This window comes from Acinetobacter sp. Tr-809 (assembly GCF_011753255.1).
Lineage (GTDB): Bacteria > Pseudomonadota > Gammaproteobacteria > Pseudomonadales > Moraxellaceae > Acinetobacter.
In genome coordinates, this window is sequence record NZ_VWVZ01000006.1 from 130,147 (window position 1) to 153,341 (window position 23,195).

General features: G+C 41.4%; 21 protein-coding genes. 13 read left to right on the forward strand and 8 right to left on the reverse strand.

Annotation, left to right across the window (positions count from 1 at the left end):
* Positions 1-4: 4 nt before the first annotated feature.
* Positions 5-2,158 carry a fatty acid oxidation complex subunit alpha FadB gene (gene fadB / locus F3J02_RS14265; RefSeq protein WP_004802278.1) on the reverse strand — a complete coding sequence of 718 codons (2,154 nt, stop codon included), beginning with the start codon at positions 2,156-2,158 and terminating at the stop codon, positions 5-7.
* Between the two features lie 467 nt (positions 2,159-2,625).
* Here fadB and F3J02_RS14270 point away from each other — a divergent pair, with 467 nt between their 5' ends.
* The 7 genes from F3J02_RS14270 (at position 2,626) to F3J02_RS14300 (ending at position 10,059) form a co-directional block, all read left to right on the forward strand.
* Positions 2,626-3,723, forward strand: coding sequence for a hypothetical protein (locus tag F3J02_RS14270; protein WP_167250296.1), 1,098 nt, complete (start codon positions 2,626-2,628; stop codon positions 3,721-3,723).
* A gap of 128 nt (positions 3,724-3,851) precedes the next feature.
* Positions 3,852-4,766, forward strand: coding sequence for a lipid A hydroxylase LpxO (gene lpxO, locus F3J02_RS14275; protein ID WP_167250298.1), 915 nt, complete (start codon positions 3,852-3,854; stop codon positions 4,764-4,766).
* A gap of 95 nt (positions 4,767-4,861) precedes the next feature.
* Positions 4,862-5,281: a PH domain-containing protein gene (locus tag F3J02_RS14280; protein ID WP_167250300.1), complete on the forward strand. Its 420-nt coding sequence runs from the start codon at positions 4,862-4,864 to the stop codon at positions 5,279-5,281.
* Positions 5,282-5,384: 103 nt separating this feature from the next.
* On the forward strand, positions 5,385-7,184 hold the full coding sequence (gene uvrC, locus F3J02_RS14285; protein ID WP_167250302.1) for an excinuclease ABC subunit UvrC: 1,800 nt from the start codon (positions 5,385-5,387) through the stop codon (positions 7,182-7,184).
* A 104-nt stretch (positions 7,185-7,288) separates the two neighbouring features.
* The gene (locus F3J02_RS14290) at positions 7,289-8,086 is read left to right on the forward strand and encodes a thioesterase family protein (protein ID WP_167250304.1); all 798 of its coding nucleotides are present in this window, start codon (positions 7,289-7,291) and stop codon (positions 8,084-8,086) included.
* Positions 8,087-8,189: 103 nt separating this feature from the next.
* Positions 8,190-8,777 carry a CDP-diacylglycerol--glycerol-3-phosphate 3-phosphatidyltransferase gene (pgsA, locus tag F3J02_RS14295; RefSeq protein ID WP_167250306.1) on the forward strand — a complete coding sequence of 196 codons (588 nt, stop codon included), beginning with the start codon at positions 8,190-8,192 and terminating at the stop codon, positions 8,775-8,777.
* Between the two features lie 121 nt (positions 8,778-8,898).
* Positions 8,899-10,059, forward strand: a complete 1,161-nt coding sequence (locus F3J02_RS14300) for a hypothetical protein (RefSeq protein ID WP_167250308.1) — start codon at positions 8,899-8,901, stop codon at positions 10,057-10,059.
* Positions 10,060-10,267: 208 nt separating this feature from the next.
* Here the strand turns inward: F3J02_RS14300 and F3J02_RS14305 are convergent, their stop codons facing one another.
* Positions 10,268-11,047, reverse strand: coding sequence for an IclR family transcriptional regulator (locus F3J02_RS14305; RefSeq protein ID WP_167250310.1), 780 nt, complete (start codon positions 11,045-11,047; stop codon positions 10,268-10,270).
* A gap of 428 nt (positions 11,048-11,475) precedes the next feature.
* On the opposite strand from F3J02_RS14305, the gene F3J02_RS14310 reads away from it, so the two are divergent.
* From F3J02_RS14310 to F3J02_RS14320, 3 genes are all read left to right on the forward strand, one after another.
* Entirely contained in the window at positions 11,476-13,569 is a 2,094-nt protein-coding gene (locus tag F3J02_RS14310) for an FUSC family protein (protein WP_167250588.1), read from the forward strand.
* Positions 13,562-13,768 carry a DUF1656 domain-containing protein gene (locus F3J02_RS14315; protein ID WP_167250312.1) on the forward strand — a complete coding sequence of 69 codons (207 nt, stop codon included), beginning with the start codon at positions 13,562-13,564 and terminating at the stop codon, positions 13,766-13,768. Before F3J02_RS14310 ends, F3J02_RS14315 begins: the two co-directional genes overlap by 8 nt.
* Before the next feature lie 65 nt (positions 13,769-13,833).
* Positions 13,834-14,835, forward strand: a complete 1,002-nt coding sequence (locus tag F3J02_RS14320) for an HlyD family secretion protein (protein WP_167250314.1) — start codon at positions 13,834-13,836, stop codon at positions 14,833-14,835.
* Positions 14,836-14,901: 66 nt separating this feature from the next.
* On the opposite strand, the gene ruvX is transcribed toward F3J02_RS14320, so the two are convergent.
* From ruvX to recN, 3 genes are all read right to left on the reverse strand, one after another.
* Positions 14,902-15,345, reverse strand: coding sequence for a Holliday junction resolvase RuvX (gene ruvX / locus F3J02_RS14325; RefSeq protein ID WP_167250316.1), 444 nt, complete (start codon positions 15,343-15,345; stop codon positions 14,902-14,904).
* Positions 15,338-15,892: a YqgE/AlgH family protein gene (locus tag F3J02_RS14330; protein ID WP_167250318.1), complete on the reverse strand. Its 555-nt coding sequence runs from the start codon at positions 15,890-15,892 to the stop codon at positions 15,338-15,340. The genes ruvX and F3J02_RS14330 overlap by 8 nt, the downstream gene beginning before the upstream one ends.
* 114 nt (positions 15,893-16,006) lie before the next feature.
* The gene (gene recN, locus F3J02_RS14335; protein ID WP_167250321.1) at positions 16,007-17,665 is read right to left on the reverse strand and encodes a DNA repair protein RecN; all 1,659 of its coding nucleotides are present in this window, start codon (positions 17,663-17,665) and stop codon (positions 16,007-16,009) included.
* 606 nt (positions 17,666-18,271) lie between these two features.
* On the opposite strand from recN, the gene F3J02_RS14340 reads away from it, so the two are divergent.
* The 3 genes from F3J02_RS14340 (at position 18,272) to F3J02_RS14350 (ending at position 20,486) form a co-directional block, all read left to right on the forward strand.
* Positions 18,272-18,598 (forward strand): pyrimidine/purine nucleoside phosphorylase, encoded by a 327-nt coding sequence (locus F3J02_RS14340; protein WP_004802302.1) that lies wholly within the window; start codon positions 18,272-18,274, stop codon positions 18,596-18,598.
* Positions 18,599-18,798: 200 nt separating this feature from the next.
* On the forward strand, positions 18,799-19,545 hold the full coding sequence (gene rlmB, locus F3J02_RS14345; protein WP_004656224.1) for a 23S rRNA (guanosine(2251)-2'-O)-methyltransferase RlmB: 747 nt from the start codon (positions 18,799-18,801) through the stop codon (positions 19,543-19,545).
* 29 nt (positions 19,546-19,574) lie between these two features.
* Positions 19,575-20,486 (forward strand): DMT family transporter, encoded by a 912-nt coding sequence (locus F3J02_RS14350; RefSeq protein WP_167250323.1) that lies wholly within the window; start codon positions 19,575-19,577, stop codon positions 20,484-20,486.
* On the opposite strand, the gene coaE is transcribed toward F3J02_RS14350, so the two are convergent.
* Genes coaE through F3J02_RS14365 form a run of 3 tightly spaced genes read right to left on the reverse strand, consistent with a single transcriptional unit; the run spans position 20,483 to position 23,182 of the window.
* Entirely contained in the window at positions 20,483-21,088 is a 606-nt protein-coding gene (coaE, locus tag F3J02_RS14355; protein ID WP_167250325.1) for a dephospho-CoA kinase, read from the reverse strand. The genes F3J02_RS14350 and coaE overlap by 4 nt on opposite strands.
* Before the next feature lies 1 nt (position 21,089).
* A complete protein-coding gene (locus tag F3J02_RS14360) occupies positions 21,090-21,950 on the reverse strand; it encodes a prepilin peptidase (protein ID WP_167250327.1) in 861 nt (286 codons plus the stop codon).
* 5 nt (positions 21,951-21,955) lie between these two features.
* Positions 21,956-23,182, reverse strand: a complete 1,227-nt coding sequence (locus F3J02_RS14365) for a type II secretion system F family protein (protein ID WP_167250329.1) — start codon at positions 23,180-23,182, stop codon at positions 21,956-21,958.
* Positions 23,183-23,195: the final 13 nt, after the last annotated feature.

Consider the following 23,195-nt stretch of genomic DNA (forward strand, 5'->3'; position numbering starts at 1 on the left):
CTCCTTAACCGTAGAATTTTGTGTTGTTAGCAGCCATGTCACGCAACATTTGTGGCGCTTCATAAGCCTTACCTAAGTGTGCATATTTGTCGCAAAGCGCAACGTATTCAGCAACACCTGTTTGGTCGATGTAACGGCATGGACCACCACGGAATGGAGGGAAACCTACACCCATGATCATCGCCATATCTGCTTCAGAAGCAGTTGCAACGATGTTGTCTTCTAAGCAACGAACTGTTTCGTTACAGAAAGCAAGCATCATACGGTCGATGATTTCTTGGTTATCAAACTCGCGTTTTTCGCCAGTCACGAAAGGAGCAATAATTTCGTATGCTGTTGGATCAACAGTTTTCGCTTTCTTGCCTTTCTTATCTAACACGTATTTGTAGAAACCAACGTCGTTCTTTTGACCAAGACGTTTTGCTTCATACATCGCTTCGATAGAACCTTTGTAGTCTGGCTTCATACGGTCAGGGAAACCTTCAGCCATCACTTCTGCGCCATGAACACCTGTATCGATACCAACAACGTCGATCAAGTATGCAGGACCCATAGGCCAGCCGAATTTCGCCATCACATTGTCAACTTGTTGGAAATCTGCACCGTCTTTTACAAGCAGGTCGAATGCACCAAAGTAAGGGAACAATACGCGGTTTACCAAGAAGCCTGGGCAGTCGTTAACAACGATTGGTGTTTTACCCATTTTTTGAGCAAGAACAACAGTTGTTGCGATCGCTTCTTCAGACGTCTTTTCACCACGAATCACTTCTACAAGTGGCATCATGTGTACTGGGTTGAAGAAGTGCATACCAACAAAGTTTTCAGGACGTTGTAATGCTTTCGCCAAACGTGTAATTGAAATTGTTGATGTGTTAGATGCAATGATTGTGTTTTCACGAACATGCTTTTCAGTATCAGCAAGAACGATTTCTTTTACTTTTGGATTTTCAGTCACGGCTTCGATCACGATATCCACTTCTTTAAACTCGTCATAGCTTAAAGTTGGACGGATGCGAGCCAGTGTTTCACCCATTTGCGCAGGTTTCATTTTCTTGCGTTCAACTTGTTTGGTCAGCAAGCCATTCGCTTCTTTCATACCCAATGCAAGTTGTGGGTTACCAATGTCTTTCATGATAATTGGTGTGCCTTTGCTTGCCGCTTGGTAAGCAATACCACCACCCATGATACCCGCACCTAATACAGCTGCTTGGTTAACAGGATGAGCACCTTTCTCATATTTCTTCGCAGTTTTCTTCACCACTTGGTCATTGATAAATAAACCAATCAATGCACCTGCTTGTGGCGTAATTGCTGCTTTTGCAAAACCTTGTGCTTCTGCTTTTAACGCGTCATCACGTGTTGAGCTTGCACCAGCTTGTAATGAATCAAGTAATAATTTTGGAGCAGGGTATTGAGCAGGGTTTGCTTTCGCAAGAACCGCACCTTTCGCCGTATTGAACGCCATCATTTGTTCAAGTGGGTTCAATTTGATTGCATCTAATTTTTCTTGACGCTTTGCTTTCCAGTTCAAACGACCAGCAATCGCTTGTTTAACGAGGTCAACAGCAGCTTCTTGTAATTTGTCAGCAGCAACAACCGCATCTACAGCACCATCTTTTAGTGCAGCAGCTGGTTTTTTCGGGTTCGCCATTGCCATCCATTCAACGGCATTGTCGATACCGATTAAACGGCTTAAACGTACGCTACCACCAAAACCAGGATAGATACCCAATTTGATTTCTGGTAAGCCGACTTGTGCTTGTTCTGACATCACACGATAGTCACACACCAAGCACATTTCGAAACCACCACCAAGCGCTGTACCATTGATCGCAGCAACTTTAGGTAGATCTAAATCTTCAAAACTGTTGAAGATCTCGTGTACAGGCATAAGCCAATCAACAATCGCTTGTTCACCCGCAGCGAAGTTTTGGCCAAATTCAGTGATGTCAGCACCAACGATAAATGTTGATTTGCCAGAGGTAACAACTAAGCCTTTAATATCGTTATTGGCTTTCACTGCAGCAATCGCTGCTTGGAAGTCTTCGATGGTTGCACGGTTAAATTTATTAACCGACTCACCTTGTAAGTCAAAGCGGAATTCTGCAATTCCGTCCGCAAGCATTTGGACGGTAATGGCATTGCCAGCGTGGATCATGCCTGATCTCCCTTGTTGTGGAGGATTCTGAGTGGATGTCATAAAGCATGTGTGCACTTAAGCACACAAAAAAAGCTTCGCTAATCTTACGATAACTATATCCAAAAAGGACATAACAAGTTGTATCAAGCCGTGACGCTAGGGTCATCAATTCTTTAGTTACACATAATTTTTACTATATCTTTTTGAAAATATTTATTTTTTATAATTTTATGGGTGCTTCGATCTACAGTTTTTGATGAGATAGTTATCGCCTGATTGTCAAGAGGTCGATTTTAATGATGAATGCTAATTTTTTATTAAGTTGATACAACAAGGTTTTCAACTCTAATTGTGAGACTTAATAACACAGAAAAAATATTTATTAGATAGTTTAGGACAATTTAAACGTATTAGACAGAAAGGCTTGTCTTTCTTTAATTCTTAGATAATCTTTGTGCTATAAAAATGTTCTAGAAAGTAAAATTATGTTAAAAAATAAATTCCTAGCCTTATCAATAATTTCAGTAATGTTGAGTGCTTGTGGAGGCGGAGGGGGCTCTTCTTCCGCTGAAAATAACTCATCCTCTGGTAATAATTCATCTTCTAATCCAAATGAAGTTAAGGCTGAGCTTTTCCCGAACGGAGAAGCTAAATTATTTAGCTATGCAATCGATATCGATTATGGTCAAGACTCGTTGAATTTTGATAAGTCTGAATGGAATATTCAGAAAGGAATTTTGCTTGAAAAAACTAAAAATCCTATCTTTTATAATCATTACGTAACTCAAAAGGATGGATTATATATTCCAGAAACAGAGCAGACTTACAATGCTGCGCAGGGAATCCGTGATAGTTTTATCCATTCAATGAGTTCAACAACATGGGTCACGTCACCATATAATCAGGCTGGCTTTAAAGATCTAAAAATTACTCAGAAGGTGAAAGAAATTGACCTTCAAGGATTACGGATTGTTGATCAGTTTGCCCCAGCACTGATTTCTATGTATGAGTTCGAAGTCAAGAATGGCGGTACACCTAATTTAGGTGTCATACCGAGTCAGTTAGTCAATATGGCGGATACATTTCCACGCGGAGCAAAGTGTTTACAACAACAAGGAGTCAGCTCGAATCAAGTCTTTTTTGAGTTTGGGCCAAATGAGTCGTATGAAATTCCAAATACCAAGATTTTACAGGACTGGGCTGATCAGGAGTTTAAAGCAGGTAGGACTGCTCAAGCAGTACCCGATATAGAGGTGTGGGGAAAAATAAAAATAGGCTCTCTCTTGGATAAAAATGATAACCCCTCTGAACCACAATATTACCAGTTCGCACTGGAATACCAGAGTAAGGTATATCAAGCATTTCCTCAACAACCCGATTGGAAGAGCGATGAACTTGTTGAAGAGCTAAAAAGTCAATTTAGAAAGACTGCGTGGTTTCAGGACGTTGTCGTTCCTTTAGGTAAAGCAAAAGAAGATCAGTTCATGGCATCAGTTGAAGCAAAAATGCGTAGCCAATGTAATTATTACAATGCAGAAGCAGCAAAATCTATGGATAGTGTTCTAAGTAAAGTTAAAAAATAAGCTTCATTTAGACAGGTATGAGGAGCACCGCATACCTGTCGATCTATTTAAATTATGCAATTCTTGTTTGAATCAATAAATACGGTGTTAAAATAGTCCTGATTTTTTTAAAGCTAAAGCAATAGTCTATGATTAAGTGGATCATATTAGCGATTTTTATCATTTCTGCACTGTATATTCAGCGTCGTGGGAAAGTGAAGCATTCGTTTTATCGTCAATTTTTTGACCATTCTACGATTCTCGCACCCATCAATTTTTTAATGTACATGTTTTCCAAAGTGCCGAATCAACCGTACATCGATACCCAACATTTTCAAGACTTAAAGGTTTTGGATGAAAATTGGGAAATGATTCGTGATGAAGCAAAAGCCTTGTATGACAAAGGTGGGATTAAAGCATCAAGTAGTTATGATGACTTGGGTTTTAACTCATTTTTTAAAACAGGTTGGAAACGTTTCTATCTGAAATGGTACGACTCGGCACATCCATCAGCTGCGGAACTTTGTCCTAAAACAACCGCATTGCTAAAGACTTTGCCAACAATTAAAGCTGCAATGTTTACTGAATTGGCACCAGACAGCCGTTTGGTTCGTCATCGTGATCCATATGCAGGCTCATTACGCTATCATTTAGGTTTAATCACACCAAATGATGATCGCTGCTTTATCGATGTCGATGGCGAGCGTTATTCTTGGCGTGATGGTGAGAGCGTGGTATTTGATGAAACTTATATTCACTATGCTGAAAACACCACAGATCAAAACCGTATTATTTTCTTCGCAGATGTAGAGCGTCCATTAAAGACCCGTTTTATGGAGAAGTTTAATCACTGGTTTGGTAAAAGTGTGATGACGGCTGCGAGTTCACCGAATGAAGCGGGTGATCAAACTGGCGGATTAAACAAAGCGTTTGGTTATATTTACCAAGTTCGTATTAAAGCGAAAGCACTTAAAGCATCGAATCGTTCACTTTATTACTTCTTGAAGTGGTTCATCATGCTTGGTTTATTTTTCCTTATTTTTATTCGTCCTTATGTGTTTTAAGTAAGTTTGAATAACATCAACGCCCGAAAGGGCGTTTTTTTATGGAATTTGGCTTAGAATGTTTTTTAGTTCATAACAATTCGCTTTAAAAATCTATGCAAACGTTTCGTTCTAAAATTGATTGGTGGTTCTGGGGTGTGGTGATTGCAACGACAGGTTTGTTACTGCAATTTTTATGGACGATGTATGTGAAAGGCACCATGCAGGAATATCCTGAACATGCCCTACTATATTTTCTGACGATCGCTATATTATGGTGGCCGATTTTTAATACGCGTTATATTGTGACAGAACAACATTTAACGATTCGTTCAATGTTATTCAAGTGGCAGATTAATCAGTCAGATATTACGAAAATTTCCATAAGTCATAATTTAATTTCATCTCCTGCTTTATCTTTGGATCGTCTACGAATTGATTATCGGAAAGATGGGGTTACAACTCATATTTTGGTTTCACCTAAAGATAAACAGACGTTTTGCAGTGCCTTAAATCAAACGCTTTCGAAGCACTAAATCATTTATAAGCTTCGCTATTACACGATATTCACATTTAAAGCTTGAAAAAAATTAAGCAAACATCACATCATGTGGTGTAAATAGAGAGAATAGGCACATCGTGAACCCAAACGCTCGAGAACACATTGAAAAAATATTGGCGCATATGACTCAGTTACCTGGCGTTTATAAAATGCTGGGTAAAGATGGGGAACTCTTGTATGTAGGCAAAGCCAAAAATCTAAAAAATCGTGTGTCGAGCTATTTTGTTAAAACCATTGAGCATCCGAAAACGCAGGCGCTGGTTGCCCGTATTTATGATATTGAAAGCTTGGTGGTGCGTTCCGAAACCGAAGCCTTATTGCTTGAGCAAAACCTGATTAAGCTGCATCGTCCGCCTTATAACATCATGTTGCGAGACGACAAATCCTACGTCTATATTTTTGTCTCCTCAGATAAGCCTTATCCAAGGATTGCCAGTGGGCGTGGTAAAGGCAAGCATCAAATCGGTAAGTTTTTCGGCCCTTATCCAAGTGCTTATAGCGCACGTGACACGTTGTTGGTATTACAGAAATTGTTTAATGTGCGTCAATGCGAGAACAGCTATTTTTCGCAGCGAAAACGCCCATGTCTGCAATATCAGATTAAACGTTGTACTGCACCTTGTGTGGGTTTGATTAGTCCCGAAGAATATAAAGAAGATGTGGATAATTCCATTCGCTTCCTTCAGGGCGATACCAAAGAGCTGAATCAAGAACTGATTGGGAAAATGGAGCAGGCGGCTGAAGCACTGGAATTTGAAAAAGCAGTGTTTTATCGAGATCGTTTGGCTTTACTCCGCGAAGTGCAGGCGCAGCAAGCGGTGTTTAAAATCAAAGGTGAAGCCGATATCCTCGCGATTGCCTATCAAGCGGGTGTGACTTGTGTCCAAATTATGTATGTACGTAATGGGCGTATGCTTGGTGGTAAAAGTTATTTCCCAGATATGTTGGGCGATGATTTGGGGCAGATGCTCAGTGACTTTATGGCGAACTTCTATTTCCAAGTTGCCGATGAAGTGCCGACAGAGCTGATTGTAAATGTTGAAGTACCAGATCAACAACAACTAGAAGAAGCCTTACAGCAAACCTTTAATAAAAAGGTACAGATCAAACATAAAGTACGCGAGACTCGAGCTGAATGGTTAGAGCTGGCACAAATGAATGTGCAACATGCAATTAAAGGTAAACTAAGTAATCATTTAGAGTTAACTGAGCGCTTTTATCAGCTTGAGCAAGTGGTGGGCCGCCCGATCGACCGGATTGAGTGTTTTGATATTAGTCATACCATGGGTGAAGCGCCGATTGCATCTTGTGTGGTGTTCGACCAAGGCGGAGCACGAAAGCGAGACTATCGTCAATTTGCAATTCAGGATATTACTGGTGGTGATGACTATGCGGCAATGCGTCAGGCGCTAATCCGTCGCTATAAAAAGAATATGTTGCCAGATCTTCTGTTAATTGATGGGGGGAAAGGGCAGTTACATATGGCGATGGAGGTGATGCAAGAGCTTGAGCTGGATGCTTTTATGATCGGGGTATCTAAAGGTGAAGGCCGTAAACCCGGATTAGAAACCTTACATTTTACTGATGGTAACAAGATTCAACTTCCAGAGGATCATAAAGCTTTGCATTTGATTCAGCAGGTACGAGATGAGGCGCATCGTTTTGCGATTACCAAACATCGTGCTAAGCGAGATAAACGTCGAAGTAGTTCTGTATTAGAAGCGATTCCAGGACTTGGACCAAAGCGCCGTCGTGATCTATTGACTCATTTTGGCGGGATACAAGGCGTATTAAGGGCATCGGAAAAAGAGTTGATGTTAGTACCGGGATTAGGCGAGGTTCTGGCGCGGACAATTTATAAAATCTTACATGAATAATTTGACCAATTGACTAAATCTTCCCAGTATTGGTGCCGGAAAGATCATTCACAAATGGCTAAAAACATTGAAAGATAGATTGATTCGATGATGAAGGAAAAATGATGTCCTTGCTTCCGCTATATCAACAGATAGAACAACAAGAATGGATCGATATTCCTTCGGGTTGGTTACAAGGTCGTACTGTGTTTGGTGGGTTGATTGCCGGACTGATGGTCCAAAAAGCGCTAAGTGTGGTACAGGATGCAGCAAAGCAACTGCTAAGCTGTAACATCACTTTTGTTGGGCCTGTACAACAAGGGCAGGCAAGACTCAGTGCTGAAGTATTACGTGAAGGAAAATCAGTTACTACGCTAGAAATCAGACTCTGGCAGGATGATGCCGTACAAAGTATTTTGGTGGCCAGTTTTGGCCTACAACGCGAATCGCGTATTCATGTCCAGAATTTGCCCCAAGTGCCTGATTATCCAACAGCTGAACAACTGGATAAAACCTTCTACATTGAAGGGTTAATGCCTGAATGTTTACAGCAATTTGAATTGTGCTGGGCTGAAGGAAGTTATCCAATGGCAGGCAGCAAGATGCCTGACTTTGGTGGTTGGGGACGCTTTGCACCAAGTTTACATAGCAATCGTGACATGCAATTGGCTGATCTGTTTGCCTTAATGGATGTCTGGCCGCCTGGGGTATTGCCAATGTTTAAGACCCCTGCACCTGCGAGTTCATTAACTTGGCAAATTACCTATTTGCAGCCGATCATGGGGCAAATTCAAGATTGGTTTAAATACAAAGTCGTGACTGAGTATGCAGAACATGGGTATTCTACTGAATATGCCTATGTTTGGGATGTTGAAAACCGTTTAATTGCGGTGCTTAGACAGACAGTTGCCGTTTTTGCCTAGTCGACACTGCGGTGCATTTCGTATAAAGTTGCTTACACATGGATAATCTCAGCACATCCTTTGTGCAACATGCATATTTAGTGCAAACAACATGGCGGTGTTTATGAGTACAGGGCAAATCCTGAACATTCCCAATATTTTAACTTTGGCACGTATCGCCCTTATTCCTGTGTTTTTGGCCATTGCGTATTGGCCACCAGCAATTGGAATTGCCGAGCATCATGGGGGAATGATGCGCCATCTGATACTGACTGCAATTTTTGTGCTTGCAGCAGTGACGGATTGGTTTGATGGCTATTTGGCAAGAACACTGAATCAAACCTCTGCTTTTGGGCGCTTTCTCGATCCTGTTGCAGATAAGTTAATGGTCGCCGCAGCACTGATTGTATTGGTGCAATGGCAACCGACGATTTCAATGGCCTTTGCTGCAATTGTGATTATTTCCCGAGAGATTACTGTTTCTGCACTACGTGAATGGATGGCGGAATTAGGTGCACGCACCAGTGTGGCGGTGTCCACCGTTGGTAAATATAAAACTGCTTTTCAAATGATTGCGATTAGTGTGTTCTTGTTGAACTGGAAACCATTGGAAATCTGGGCCTATGCCTTACTGTATGCTGCGGTGATTTTAACGCTATGGTCAATGTTTATTTATATGAAAGCCGCTTGGCCGTACTTGAAACAGCCTTAGAATTTAAGTCCTTCAGCTAGTTGCTGCAAATTTAAATAAAAAAATTAGAGAATAACAGCACTCACAATGCTTGATTGGACAAGGGTGAGTGCTTAAAACGATAAGTTGGGAACACACATCAATGTCATCAATATTATATTTATCCGACCAAGTCTTACATCAATTGCAAGGCCAAAAAGCACAAACCATTGATTGTCATGCGGTGAGTCAGTACAAGAAAAATTTACAAGAGATCAAGCAGCGTAAGCAATGGAAAACCTCGGGCACGGGGGCACAATTCATGGGGGTCACGAATTATAGTGAGCAAGATGAGTTGGCACATGTTTATCCTGTTGATGCGGTTTTAATGGATGATCAACATATGATTTATGCAGCACAATTGCAGGATGGTTGTGCGATTTACATCAAATCACTCTTGGACTTACAGCAACCCGAAGCGTTGGTGTTAAGAAATAATGAATTTATTATTCATCACATGGATTATGATGCGCAGCATAAAAGGCTGATTTTATCGGCTAGCCCTGGCCATGCCTATGAACGCCATCTTTGTATTTTAGGTTTAGATTCCAATCGGATTCAATATATTACGGAAGGTGATTGTCAGGATCAGCATCCATGTTTCGATCCACAAAATCCAGATATTATTTATTACGATAGTTGTGGTTTTGCCTATGATCAACAGGGCAGTGTCAGTATTGGGCCAAGAGAAGTGTGTCGTTTGAATCTGAAAACAGGTGACTTGGAAACGATTATTGCGGACCCTCGTTATGATTGCTACAAACCGAAAATTGATGCAGCGGGGCAATTATATTTTTTGAAGCGACCTTATAAGAACCAACACTATAGTGGCAACTCTTTGAAAGATATCGTATTGGCGCCATTTAAAATTATTCGGGCTGTATTTGGTTGGTTAGATTTCTTTACCCAGCGTTATACTGGTGAATCCTTGAAGTCGACCTCAGGCAGTAACCCTGCGAAATCGAGACAAAAGTCAGAAGAAGAACTGTTTGTGGAAGGCAATTTGATTAAGGCACAAAAGGCATTGCAGCAAAATCAAAGTGCAGGAGAAAAATTTGCTGGCGTTATTCCACGCAGTTGGGAATTGATCCAGTGTTCAAGTACAGGGGAGCAAACAGTATTCAAGCGTGGTGTACTAAGTTATAGCTTGAATAATCAGGGTTCAGTTCTTTATTCAAATGGAAAGCACTTGGTGTCTATCGCTGCTGATCAGACTGAGCAGATGTTAGTAGAAGCCAAACTGATCCAAAAAATCGTGTGCTGATACATTTTAGCGGTAAAAGCCTTCTCTCTAGAGGGCTTTTTTATTGCCAGATGAATGGCTAGACAAGAAAAAAGCCCATCACAAAAATGAGCTTAGTTCTCTGAGGAAAGTCATGCTCTTTTGGGAGAGTATGCTGAAGAACATAATCATAATATGAGAATTTATTAATATTTACAACAGGGAAAAATGTAAATGTTTTTTAATATTCTCAAATTGAACTGTTCTGATTTTCTGAAAGCGTCGCAAATTTATGCTCAATTTGTGCTGCATTGCCTTGCAGAATCTCAATCAACTTTTGAATATTAAGGAAGTCAAAACGGTTCTTTGATGCCACCAATGTTAATGCGATTGGAGCTTCTTTATTCGAAAAGCGAATTGGCACAGAAAGGCCACACACCATCGGGTCGATCTCACCTTGTGATAAATAGAAGCCTTGCTTTTTAATTTTGCGCATCTGTTGCATAAATTCATCGGCATTATGGGCAAAACCCACTTGGGCAAGTTCTTGCGTAAACTGCTGATAATAGGCTTGAATGCGTTGTTTGGTGAGATGCGCGATCACGATTTTTGGTGAAGCTCCCACATAGACGGGGCGTGGACAGCCTCGACCATAAGAAATGAGCTCAGCTTCTTTAAATGTCTCATGATGCAGGTCGATACAGTAATCATGGTTTAAGTAAGTCAGTAAACAGCAAAGCTCTGTTCGTTCCACGATATCGCGCATAAAGGGAATGCTGATCTGGATTAATGGATCTGTACTATGAGAAATGTAATCTAAGACTGCGATTTTAGAACCTAAAGTATAATCGCCAGATGTGCCACTAATTCGTTTTAAAATATCGGTAGAGACCAATTCTTTGAGATAGCGATAGGCAGTTGGTTTGGATAGAGCAAGCTCATCACAAATGATATCGACATTGATAATCGGACGTGAAACTGAAAATAAATCCAGCACGGTGAGAATCTTACCAAAACTCGAAATTGCCATGATGGGGTGTCTACTCCTTACAAAATAACGTGAAAACCGAACTTTTTATTGCTTTATAGCAGAAAAGCGAAAGATCGTGTATGTACTTTTAAAGCTGATCATCCGAGATCAATGAATTAAAGTGAAAGTTGAGAAAATAAACATATTTTATAGTTAAAAAATCAAATTTAAATTAAAAATTATCAAATGGTGATAATTTATGTTGACTAATTTACTCTATTTTGAAAAAATAAGCTACGCAATGTCTTATGTGGATAATTATTTTTAGGAAAAATTTTCTGAAAATTAAGTATTGCGTATCACTCCTTATATCCAGTTTTACTCATAACGCTTGCCCTGATTTGAATTCTTTCAGATCGGTTAGGATGAGTTGTCACTTTTTAGTGGTGTTATGCGTGGCCAAACTGACTCTGAACAGAGATACATTCATGCTATTTAAACAGTTGTTGGCTTTTAGACCGAGTCGACTCGACATCATCTTTGCCTGCAAAACATTTGTCGCAGGTATGCTGGCACTGTTTATTTCGTTTGAACTAGATTTGATTAATCCGATGTGGTCGATTGGTACGGTACTGATTATTGCCAGTCCATATTCTGGCATGGTGTCTTCAAAATGTGTTTATCGCTTGGTAGGTACTGCCGCAGGGGCGATGATTGCTTTATTTCTCACCCCACATTTTATTAATACGCCATGGTTGTTTACGATTATTTTGTCGTTATGGGTAGGCTTTGCGCTGTATGTATCGTTGTTAGACCGCACTCCACGTAGTTATGTATTTATGTTGGCGGGTTATTCAACCGCCATGATTGTGTATAACGCGATTACCTATATTGATACTTATAATATTTTTGATATCGCTTTAGCCCGTGTACTGGAGATTTCAGTGGGCGTGATTTCAACTGCTGTGGTTTCTGCAACGTTTTTTCCTGTGCATGTCGGGGCTATGATTAAACAACGGGTCAATAAGACCCTGAGTGATCTAGAAAGTACTTTTGAAAAGCTGATTACAGTGCAAGAGACATCTGGAAACTATACTCAAGTTCTATCTGTGATTACCCGTGATGCTTCTGATATTCATGCTTTAGCCGTACATTTGGCTTATGAAAAAGGTGAACTGAAAGGAATGACCAAGACCTTGCAGGAAATGCTGCATCAGGTTTCATTGGTGGTTGCTAACCTTGTGGCGCTGTCGCAACGGGTCAAACAGCTTGAACAAATGCAACTTGCCGATCTTGCACCACATTTAAATCGCATCCGTCAGGAAACATTGCTTTTTTTAAAGCAAGATAAAGTGCTGGTGCCAACGGATTTACAAAGCTTACCCATAAAATTTGAACAAGATTTTGCTGAATTGATTGCACAAGCTACCCCTGAACAGCAGATCGTGTTAGGGGCTTTGAAAATGGATGTCCGTCATTTCATTGCCAATATGTTGGCAGTGAAATTGATTTGGCAGCAAATCCAGCAGGGTAATAAAGAGATTCCAGCTGAAATTACGGCAATCACCACTAAATATCCGAGCTTACATCGTGATCACGGGATTGCGATTCGCGGTGGCATCAGTGCGGTGTTGATTACTTTTATTGTAACAGCGGCTTGGATTCTTTCAGGTTGGAAAGCTGGCTTTATGATGGCTCAGATGGGCGCGATTACAGCATGTATCCTCACCGCTTTGGATAATCCTGTACCTGTATTACGCATTTTTATTTGGGGCAGTATTGTCTCAGCTGGTTTGGTTTTTATCTATGCTTTTGGAATCTTCCCGCATATCACTCATTTCTGGCAATTGGCGCTGGTGCTATTTCCAGTATTCCTTGTTGCTGTGAGCATGATGGCCAATCAAATGCTGATGCCTGTAGGGATGGTGCTTGGGATTAATACCATGATGGGATTGAATCTACATAATAAATATACCATGGATGCGGTCTCTTATCTGGATAGTTCCTTTGCAATGGTGTTAGGCGTTTTAGTGTCCCTGATTGTGATTGATTTGGTGCGTGCTGTTTCACCAGATACCAGCGCAACGCGAATTTTAGCTTTGCATTACCAAGCAATGCGACAAGCGTTGCATTTGTCTTATGGTACTGATTTTAAAATTCATTTACGCAGTATGTTAGACCGTGTCGGAGTATTAAATACCAAGATGGTGCAAAACCCCGACGTGAAAACTGCCATTCAAAATGCATTGGTTGAAAGTAGTTCAATTGTTGATTTAGTCCGTTTGCAAGAAATTAGCCAAAAATTGCCACAATTGTTTGAACTAAAAAATGAATTAAACCAGTTACAACAGCAGTTGGCAGATTATTTTCAAACGCAAGAAAAGCAACTTTCAAGTCATCATTTTCCGACTCATATTGTGCGACAAATAGAGCGTTTGCAAGGCATCTCAGAGCAGATTGAAGATGTACAGTTACGGCAGCGGCTGCTCATTTCACTGAATAATATTTGTGAAAGTATTGGTCATGTCTCAATAGAACAGATCTATTCAGACAGATATGGTTTAGGGGTATCTCATGGGTGAAATGAATCTTTATGGGGTTTATATCCCTATCCTTCTGGTGCAAGCCATTGTTGCTTATGTCCTGTTTAAGCTGCTCAGCCCTGTGATTGATCGCTTAGTCATCAAAGGTTGGATTGCATTACCTAGTATTTTTAATTTGTGCCTTTACTTGGGTTTGATGCTGCTGGTGCATTGCCTATTTGTTTGGCTGTGGGCTTGAGGTCTTGGACGAGATGTTGATTCTAAAATTTAATGATGTAAAGAAAGGTGGTAGAGGTCATAAACATGAATGCATTTGATGTAAGAAAAGTTATACGTCCGATTGTATTGCTGGTTGCAATTGTGATTGCCGTTTACACCATCGTGCATTTATGGAATTACTACAATGCAGCACCGTGGACACGTGATGGGCGTGTACGTGGTGATGTGATTCAGGTCGCTTCCGATGTGAATGGTTTGGTAACTGAAGTTTTGGTACAAGACAACCAGACGGTAAAAAAAGGGCAGGTTCTGTTCAAAATTGATGTGGCACGTCAAGCTTTGGATGTTGAACAGGCAAAGTCAGATATTGCCAAAGCCAAAGCGGGTTTAGCACAGGCACATGCAAGTTTAGCAGGTTCAAAAGCGAGTTTAGTGAAAACCGAAGCCAATATGAAGCTGGCTGAGAAAAATGCAGCGCGTTATGCCAGTTTGATGGATGGTGCGATTTCTAAGCAAGAACAAGATCAGGTTTTTGCAACTCGTGATCAAGCTGTTGCAGAAAAAGAGCAGTTAACAGCAAGTATCGAACAAGCTAATGCAGCCATTCAACAACAGCAAGCATTAATCGAAGTAGCAACCAGCAGCCTTCATTTGGCTCAGTTGAATCTGAATCGTTCTGAAGTGGTTGCTCCTGCAGATGGAACCTTATCTAACTTTGATTTACGGGTTGGTAATTATGTGAAAGTTGGGCAAGCAGTTGCTGCCTTATTAGATCGCCATCAGCTCTATGTTGTGGGTTACTTTGAAGAGACCAAACTGAACCGTATTCATGTTGGTGATGCGGCAACAGTACAATTGATGGGTGATAAGCAGCGCATTCGTGGTCATGTACAAGGCATTGCGACAGGGATTGAAGATCGTGAGCGTTCTGGTAGTTCGAATTTATTGGCGAATGTGAATCCAACCTTTAGTTGGGTACGTTTGGCGCAGCGTGTGCCTGTGAAAATTGTATTGGATGAGCAGCCGCAAAATCCTTTGGCCTTTGTTTCTGGGCGTACCGCGACGGTTAGAATTATTGAAAAATGATTTTATTCACTTACGCTGAGCGGCACGGATGCCGCTATATTGAAAGAATTGTAATGAGATTTATGATTAAGGCGTAATCCCTACTGGGTCACGATACCAGCTCTGAATCAGTAATGCAGCAGCAAAACTATCCGCCGATAAACGTTTCGCCTGACCTTTACTTTGATAAAACTCGAGTTCTTCTCTCGCTTCTCGTGTGGTTAAACGCTCATCCACCATCCATGTTTCAATATTGGTTTGATGGCGTAAACGACGGGCGAATTTTCGCGCACGGGCAGAGAGCTCTGATTCACTATCATCCATATTCAACGGTAAGCCCACGAGAAATAAATTGGGTTGCCACTCTTTGACAATCTTTAATAATTTATCCCAGTCTGGAATACCATCTTTCATCGGGAATAATGGCAGGGGATTGCTACTTTCAATACTGGATTGACCCATAGCCATCCCCATTTTTTGGGTACCAAAGTCAAATGCCATGATGGATTGGGGTGCTTGCATATCAGGCATGACCAATCTCGGAAGCAAACCAAGTACGGTCTACCCCAATTTTCTTGTAAGCGGCATCCCAACGGTCGTGATAAGGTAAATTAAAAATCAAATCCATATCCGACTCGCAGATCAGCCAATCTCCTCGTGTCATTTCCTCTTCGAGCTGGTTCTTACTCCAGCTGGCATAACCCAAGGCAATCTGATAACGTCCAACACCTTCGTTATGTGCAATGGCATCCAGAATATCTTTACTGGTGGTGATGCAGACATTTTCACCAACTGCAATCGATGAGTGCCATGTTGGCTGGCCAGTATGCAGTACAAATCCTGCTTCTGGGCGTAATGGACCACCTTGTAACACAGCATGAGGATGTACATTATCTGCATCAATCTCTAAATCATTGAGTAATTCTTTGATTTGTAAATCTGAAGGTCGGTTGATAATGATGCCCTGAGCGCCGTCTTCGTCATGGCGAGCAATATAGATGACTGTATTGGCAAAAAAGTCATCTACCATGTCTGGTGGAGCGATGAGACAACGGTGAGTTAAATATTGTTTCGTCACCTAGGCGATTCTCCATCAATGTATTGTGCTGATTTATCTAGATAGGTTCTTTTTATCAACATACAAGAGTTAATCGGATTTCGCCAATCTTTTTCTGAAATTTTATCGCTTTAATTAGGCCGTTTGGAACTTCAGCTGACGGAGTTGCCGTGCATGCTGTAAGGTCGTTTCGCTAATTTCGACACCACCTGACATACGTGCTAGTTCTAAAATACGCTGTTCTTCATTCAGTTCGATGATGGTACTGCTGGCTGGGTCAGTCTGTTGTTTCTTCACCAATAAATGCTGGTCTGATTGAGCTGCAACTTGGGCTTGATGGGTGATACAAAGCAGTTGAACATGTTGAGCCAGATCTGCTAGTAAACGACCTACTACTTCAGCCGTACCTCCGCTAATGCCGACATCAATTTCATCAAAGACCAGTACTTCTGCATCTGTTTTTTCTGCATTCATCACTTGCATCACCAGTGCAATACGAGATAACTCTCCACCCGATGCAACGCGTGCCAAGGGTTGTGGTGGCATGCCTTTGTTGGCGGTAAATAGAAGTTGAATAAAGCTGAGACCTTCTGCATTAGGTTCTTGTGGCTCGAATTTAAACTCAAAATGTGCTTCAGGCAGAGCAAGTGGTTTAACTTGTTCGGTCAGTTGTTTCGCTAAAGGAATCGCAGCTGTACGACGGATTTCATCCAGATGTTGCGCTGCTTGTATAAATGCCTGATATGAAACTTCAACTTGCTCGGCCAACGTTTCTGGATCTTCAAGTTGATGGAGTTGCTCTAATTCTTGCTGCCAAATTTCATATTCTTGTTTCAATAATTCAGGTTGGATTCTGTGTTTACGTGCCAAACGATGGAAGACTTCTAGTGTTGTATTAAGTTGTTCCATGCGTTCAGGGTCAAAACTTTGCCGATCAATAAATTGACGTAAACTTGCAGTTGCATCATCAATTTCGCTTTGGGCATTTAACAAAGAGTTATAAATATTGGCTAACTGTTCGCTGCGACCTGCATGTGATTCTAGACGACGGATAATCGAGGCAACTTCTTGGGTAATATTCTGCTCAGCTTCATCCAAGACATTGAGACTATAACTACAGTCCTGCATGATATGTTCGTGATGGCTGAGGCGATCGAACTCTTGTTCTATTTCGCGATAATCAGTTTGAACAACCTCTTCAAGCTCTTCAATCTGGGATTCTAAACGTTGTATTTTTTGAATACGGGTGGTTTGTGCATCTAAGGCAGCTTGATGTTGACGAATATTTCGTTGCCATGTGCTATAGGCTTCACGTACTGCATGTGAAGGTTCGGCAAAATTATGATAACGATCCAGCCAACGTTTGGGATAAGGTGGTTCGAGTAACTGTTGCTGGCTGTGCTGGCTATAAAGCTGAACCAGTAAACGTCCGATTTCTTTGAGTTCGGCCAAGCTGCTTGGGCGACCATTGATCCATGCCTTACTGCGGCCTGTGGCAAAAATCACACGTCTTAAGTGGATTTCGCCTGAATCATCATCCAATTCATGTTCGGTGAGCCAATGTGCTTCGGCACTTTCCGCTTGATAACTAAACACAGCGGTGACATCGGCTTTGTCTGCACCATAACGCACATAATTAGTATCAGTACGTTCACCTAAGCAGGCAGAAAGCGCATCTAACAATAATGATTTGCCCGCGCCAGTTTCGCCAGTCAGTACATTGAAGCCTTGTTCAATATCTAAAGCCAAATGGTCAGCGAGTGCAAAATTAATTAAAGTTAAATGGGTGAGCATAAAGCATCCAATGCACAGAATCTTTTGCTTAAAGATAGAGAAGTTTTAAAGTGACGACAAGAGTTGAATGTAGGATTTTCCTGATTTACTGGATAGATAGGAGGTTATTTTGTTATGTGTTTAATCTCTTGGCTTTTTCTTCAACATTTATATGAGGGAGTTGAAGGGAGTAAAGGCAAGGATTATTAATGTTTATTATTCCTCGCCACTCGCAGTATATGAGCCATGTATGGTGTAAGGTCTTGCGCTCGGACCCTGTGAAGCGATGCGTCTCTTGCGTTGCTTTCTACTTTACTCACAGCCTAGCTGTTCGACTTGTGCCGAGACAAAGCGTTACTTTGTTAATCCTCGTCACTCGTAGCAGAGCTACTCGTCTTCTTGCGGAACTTGAACGTTCCTCAGGACAAAGCTTCGCTTTACTTTTCCTCTTCACTCACAGCATAGCTGTTCGACTTGCACCCAGACAAAGCGTTGCTTTGTTAATCTGGGCTCAGGTATGAAAATTGCTATGTTTAGCCTAGAAAATGGATTGATTAGTTGCCGCAGCGCAATTAAACTACGTCCAGCATAACCTAATATAAATGCGGCATTATTTGGAGAGTACGCATGAGTTCAGTGCAATTTGATCATGTAACGGTCATTAAGAAATCGAATGTGTATTTTGGTGGGGCATGTATTAGCCATACTGTACAATTTGAAGATGGTACAAAAAAGACTTTAGGGGTTATTTTACCTACTGAACAAGCTTTAACGTTTGAAACACATGTTCCAGAGCGTATGGAAATTATTTCTGGTGAATGCCGTGTCAAAATAGCAGATAGCACTGAAAGTGAATTATTTCGCGCAGGTCAATCTTTTTATGTACCTGGCAATAGCATGTTCCACATTGAAGCAGACGAAGTACTTGATTATGTCTGTCATTTAGAAGGCTAACCTATTCCTTCTTAAATCGAGTACACTAGACTCAATAGAAATCCTGTGAAGTCATTTTGCAGGATTTTTTTATTAAGTACTCTTGCTGAGCTATAATCGCTCCTCACCTGTAAAGTTGCTTTGCAGGATTTCTATTTTTTCAAAATCCCCATTCTAATTATCCTTCTTTATACATGAGGGAATACTGCAAGAGGTTGTTCATGGCAAAACCTGAATATTATTATGGCGTTCATTCTGTGGAGTCATTATTGGAGTTGGAGCCTGAACGCGTTTTGACTTTATTTACCTTAAAAGGTCGCGATGATCAGCGTTTGCAAAAAATTTTGCAGCTGGCAGAGCCTTTCGGTATCAGTGTACAAAAAGCCAGCCGTGATAGTTTGGAAAAGCTTGCGGGTTTACCCTTTCATCAGGGTGTAGTGGCAGCTGTTCGCCCACATCCAACTTTAAATGAAAAAGATTTGGATGAGCTCATGCAGCAGTCGCCAGATGCATTGCTGTTGGCACTTGATCAAGTGACTGATCCGCATAATCTGGGTGCATGTATTCGTACTGCGGCTGCAATGGGCGTTCAAGCGGTGATTGTTCCCCGTGATCGGTCAGCTAGTTTGACACCGACCGCACGTAAAGTTGCAGCTGGTGGCGCTGAAAAAGTGAAATTCATTCAAGTCACAAATCTTGCTCGAACCCTAGCACACTTAAAAGACACTACCCATACCCGTGTGATTGGTACGATGTTAGATGAAAAAGCATTACCGATACATCAGTGTGATTTCAATGGCCCTGTGGTGATTGTGATGGGCGCCGAAGATACAGGTTTGAGACCAATCACACAGTCACAGTGTGATCATACGGTTTATATTCCAATGTCAGGTGATTTGCAGAGTTTGAATGTCAGTGTTGCAACAGGTATGGCGCTTTATGAAGCCTGCCGCCAACGTGGTGTATAATTTCGTCATTCTGGTTCGTGTAATTTAAAATGACTACTCGTACCCAAGGCTATTTCTTTGTCTTTATTACCATGTGCATTTGGGGAGGATTCACCATTTTCTCCCGCCTAAATGCACATTGGCATGTCAGTGTTTGGGATCTGGTGGCAATGCGTTTTACGATTGCCTCTTTGATTCTACTCCCAGTCTTGATTTATAAAAAGGATTTCACATTCCTGTGGCATCCAAGACCAATCATTTTGGCACTGATTGGTGGTTTGGTTTATTGTCTAACGGTCTATAACGCTTTTCTGCATGCCCCAGCTGCGCATGCCGCTATATTTCTCAATGGCTGTATCCCTTTGTGTACTGCTGTAGCTGCTTATGTATTGTTTAGACAGCCTTTTGATAAACATACGTGGTTCAGTCTGATCATTATGATGGCTGCTTTGATGCTAATGAGTTATCTCATGCTGCATGATCAATCTTCAGGATTGGGCGTAGGAGATTTACTACTTTTTATCAGTGCGGTGTGGTGGGGGATTTTCACGGTATTGTTGAAGCAGTGGAAATTATCTGCTTGGCATGCGACAGCGGGTGTGGTGATTTGGTCGGCTATTATTTATTTACCGATTTATATTTTATTTATTCCTAAGCATTTTCAGGATGCAGCGCCTATACATTTACTGATTCAAGGGCTGTTCCATGGCGTCTTGGTGGTGATCGTGGCAACGTTGACGTATGTGGCTGCAATTGAGCGCTTAGGTGCATTTAAGACAGGTAGTATTGTTACATTGGCACCATTTATTGCAGCTATTGTGGCAGTCCCTTTGTTAAATGAGCCGCTAAATGCCGCGATTGTATGCGGACTTATCGGCATGGGAATTGGTGCATTGCAACCATGGCGATGGTTTCGTAAAGATACTTTAGCCGCAAAACTGGCACAACAGAAACAAAATTAATAGGTTTGTTCGGCACGCTGTAAATAGCTTAAATGCAATGGTATGAGTTGTTGATGGAGATGTTCTAGTAATCCGTCATTGAGTACAATATCATCCGCTAATTGCTGTTTCTGGGCACGTGACATTTGAGCTGCAATAATTTTTCGGATCTGTTCTTCACTTTGCCCATCTCTTTGAGTGGCGCGTTGTAGCTGAGTTTGTTCGTCTGCATCGACCAGTAAGGTATGTTGAACCAGTTCATGTTGGTTGGTTTCAAACAAAAGAGGTGAGACTAAAATTACATATGGGCTTTCAGCCTGTTGCAATTGCTGAATAATTGACTGGCGAATGGCTGGGTGGGTAATTTTCTCTAGGCTTTGACGGGCTTCTGGAAACTGGAAGATATGTTCTCGTAGCGCGCGTCGATCGAGATTACCGTCGGCTAATAAGACCCAATCCCCAAAAGCTTCTTGAATTGCTTTTAATGCAGGTTGGTCAGGTTGTACCACTTCCCGAGCTACGACATCAGCATCAATCACCGCAATTCCTTGGGATTCAAACCATTGTGTGGCTGCAGATTTGCCACTTCCAATACCGCCTGTAATACCCAAGATAAAACTCATATTAACCACCAAGATAAACTTTCATAATCTGATCACCCCATAAAAATGCAACCCAACCTGCAATCGCAATATAAGGACCAAATGCAAAAGGTTGATTTTCACCGCGCATTTTCATCAAGATAATACCAATAATTGCACCAAGCATTGAAGAGAGTAGCACAATTAAAGGCAGTAGCATTGGACCCATCCAAGCGCCTAATGCAGCAAGTAGTTTGAAGTCGCCATACCCCATACCTTCCTTGCCTGTAATTAGCTTAAAAATGTAATAAACAGTCCAGAGGCAAAGGAAGCCAATCAAATAACCCCAGATTGCCGCACTGGCTGTAGTGTAAATGGCATAGCTATTAATCCCTAAACCTAAAGCGGCTAGGGGCAGGGTAAAGCGATCAGGCAGCAACTGTGTATCAAAATCAATAAAGGTTAGTGTGATCAAAACCCAAGTTAAGATTAAGCCAAATAGCATTTGTACGGTTGCACCAAATACAGCTACCACAATCAACGAACAGGTCATGGTGAGTAATTCAATCAGTGGATAACGGATACTAATTGGATTCTGACAAGCCCCACATTTACCACGAAGCAATATCCAACTGATCACAGGGATATTTTGATACCAACGAATGGTTGAATCACATTTAGGGCAGGTGGAGGCAGGTTGGCTTAAGCTGAGTTTGCTTTGATCTATAATCGGTTGCTCAGGATGGAGCAACATCTGACATTCTTGCTGCCATTCCTGCTCCATCATTCGAGGTGTGCGAAAAATGACAACATTCAAAAAGCTGCCAATACATAAACTAAAAAGCCCAACTGCAAAATAAAGTGCAGTTGGGTTTTCGATAAAATAAGAAAAAAAATCGTGCATAAATATTAGACCACAGAACCCATTTGGAAGATTGGGAGGTACATGGCGATGACCAAACCACCAACAAGCACACCAAGAATCGCCATAATTAAAGGTTCCATCATCGAGGTTAAGCCATCTACCGCATTGTCCACTTCATTTTCATAATGGGTGGCAACTTTATCAAGCATACTGTCTAAAGCACCAGATTCTTCACCAATCGCGACCATTTGGATTGCCATAGAAGGAAAACGGTTAGAAACACGCATTGCAAATTGTAGTTGTTGGCCGGTGGCGACGTCTTCACGAATTTTCATCACTGCTTCTTCATAAATGACGTTATTGGTTGCGCCAGCAGTCGATTCAAGTGCATCAATCAGTGGTACACCAGCTGCAAATGTGGTCGCAAGTGTGCGACTATAACGTGCAATAATCGCTTTATAGACCAAGTCCCCAAAAATAGGCGCTTTGAGTGCCATTTTGTCCAATAAGTCACGGAATTTTTTACTACGTTTTTTTGCTTCCAAAAAGGCAGCAATAATTGCACCAATCACGATAATTAGAATAAACCAATATTCCTGCATCCACTTGGACATATTTACGACCATTTTGGTAAAGGCGGGGAGGTCTGCGCCAAATGAGCTAAACAAGTCTTGGAAAACGGGTACTACTTTGACCATCAAAATAATGGTGACAATCACTGCAACCACAACGACTGTGATTGGATATTTCATGGCTTTTTTAATTTTTTGCTTGAGTAACTCACTCTTTTCTTTATAGATCGCGACGCGATCAAGCATGGTTTCAAGTGCACCAGACTGTTCACCCGACTCAACCAAAGAGCAAAATAGGTTGTCAAAATACTGTGGATATTTTTTCAAAGCACCAGCAAAGGTATTACCCCCTTCGACCTCACCTTTAATACCGAGTACTACTTCACGCATAGATGGATTTTCAAGTCCCTCGGCTACGATTTCAAAGCCTTGAACCAAGGGAACACCTGCTTTCATCATGGTCGCCAATTGACGGGTAAAAATGGTGATATCCAGCGTTGTCACTTTTTTCTTCATCAAACCTTCGAGAATATTTTTACGTTTTTCTCGAATATTCTTGATGGTCACCCCCTGTTTACGCAGAGTAACTTTAGCCAAAGCCATATTACGTGCTGGTAATTCCCCTTTAATTTTTGCCCCTTTCCGGTCGACCCCTTCATAAGCAAAAGTTGGCATCATTTGCGCTTTTTTAGCTGCCATGATTATTAATCCT

Coding starts and splice junctions, on each gene's coding strand:
- F3J02_RS14280 (WP_167250300.1), top strand. CDS start 4,862: ATGCAAACGTTTCGTTCTAAAATTGATTGGTGGTTCTGGGGTGTGGTG.
- F3J02_RS14350 (WP_167250323.1), top strand. CDS start 19,575: ATGACTACTCGTACCCAAGGCTATTTCTTTGTCTTTATTACCATGTGC.
- pgsA (WP_167250306.1), top strand. CDS start 8,190: ATGAGTACAGGGCAAATCCTGAACATTCCCAATATTTTAACTTTGGCA.
- F3J02_RS14290 (WP_167250304.1), top strand. CDS start 7,289: ATGTCCTTGCTTCCGCTATATCAACAGATAGAACAACAAGAATGGATC.
- F3J02_RS14340 (WP_004802302.1), top strand. CDS start 18,272: ATGAGTTCAGTGCAATTTGATCATGTAACGGTCATTAAGAAATCGAAT.
- F3J02_RS14360 (WP_167250327.1), bottom strand. CDS start 21,950: ATGCACGATTTTTTTTCTTATTTTATCGAAAACCCAACTGCACTTTAT.
- F3J02_RS14315 (WP_167250312.1), top strand. CDS start 13,562: ATGGGTGAAATGAATCTTTATGGGGTTTATATCCCTATCCTTCTGGTG.
- F3J02_RS14365 (WP_167250329.1), bottom strand. CDS start 23,182: ATGGCAGCTAAAAAAGCGCAAATGATGCCAACTTTTGCTTATGAAGGG.
- F3J02_RS14270 (WP_167250296.1), top strand. CDS start 2,626: ATGTTAAAAAATAAATTCCTAGCCTTATCAATAATTTCAGTAATGTTG.
- coaE (WP_167250325.1), bottom strand. CDS start 21,088: ATGAGTTTTATCTTGGGTATTACAGGCGGTATTGGAAGTGGCAAATCT.
- F3J02_RS14310 (WP_167250588.1), top strand. CDS start 11,476: ATGCTATTTAAACAGTTGTTGGCTTTTAGACCGAGTCGACTCGACATC.
- recN (WP_167250321.1), bottom strand. CDS start 17,665: ATGCTCACCCATTTAACTTTAATTAATTTTGCACTCGCTGACCATTTG.
- rlmB (WP_004656224.1), top strand. CDS start 18,799: ATGGCAAAACCTGAATATTATTATGGCGTTCATTCTGTGGAGTCATTA.
- fadB (WP_004802278.1), bottom strand. CDS start 2,158: ATGATCCACGCTGGCAATGCCATTACCGTCCAAATGCTTGCGGACGGA.
- F3J02_RS14320 (WP_167250314.1), top strand. CDS start 13,834: ATGAATGCATTTGATGTAAGAAAAGTTATACGTCCGATTGTATTGCTG.
- F3J02_RS14305 (WP_167250310.1), bottom strand. CDS start 11,047: ATGGCAATTTCGAGTTTTGGTAAGATTCTCACCGTGCTGGATTTATTT.
- lpxO (WP_167250298.1), top strand. CDS start 3,852: ATGATTAAGTGGATCATATTAGCGATTTTTATCATTTCTGCACTGTAT.
- F3J02_RS14300 (WP_167250308.1), top strand. CDS start 8,899: ATGTCATCAATATTATATTTATCCGACCAAGTCTTACATCAATTGCAA.
- ruvX (WP_167250316.1), bottom strand. CDS start 15,345: ATGCCTGATATGCAAGCACCCCAATCCATCATGGCATTTGACTTTGGT.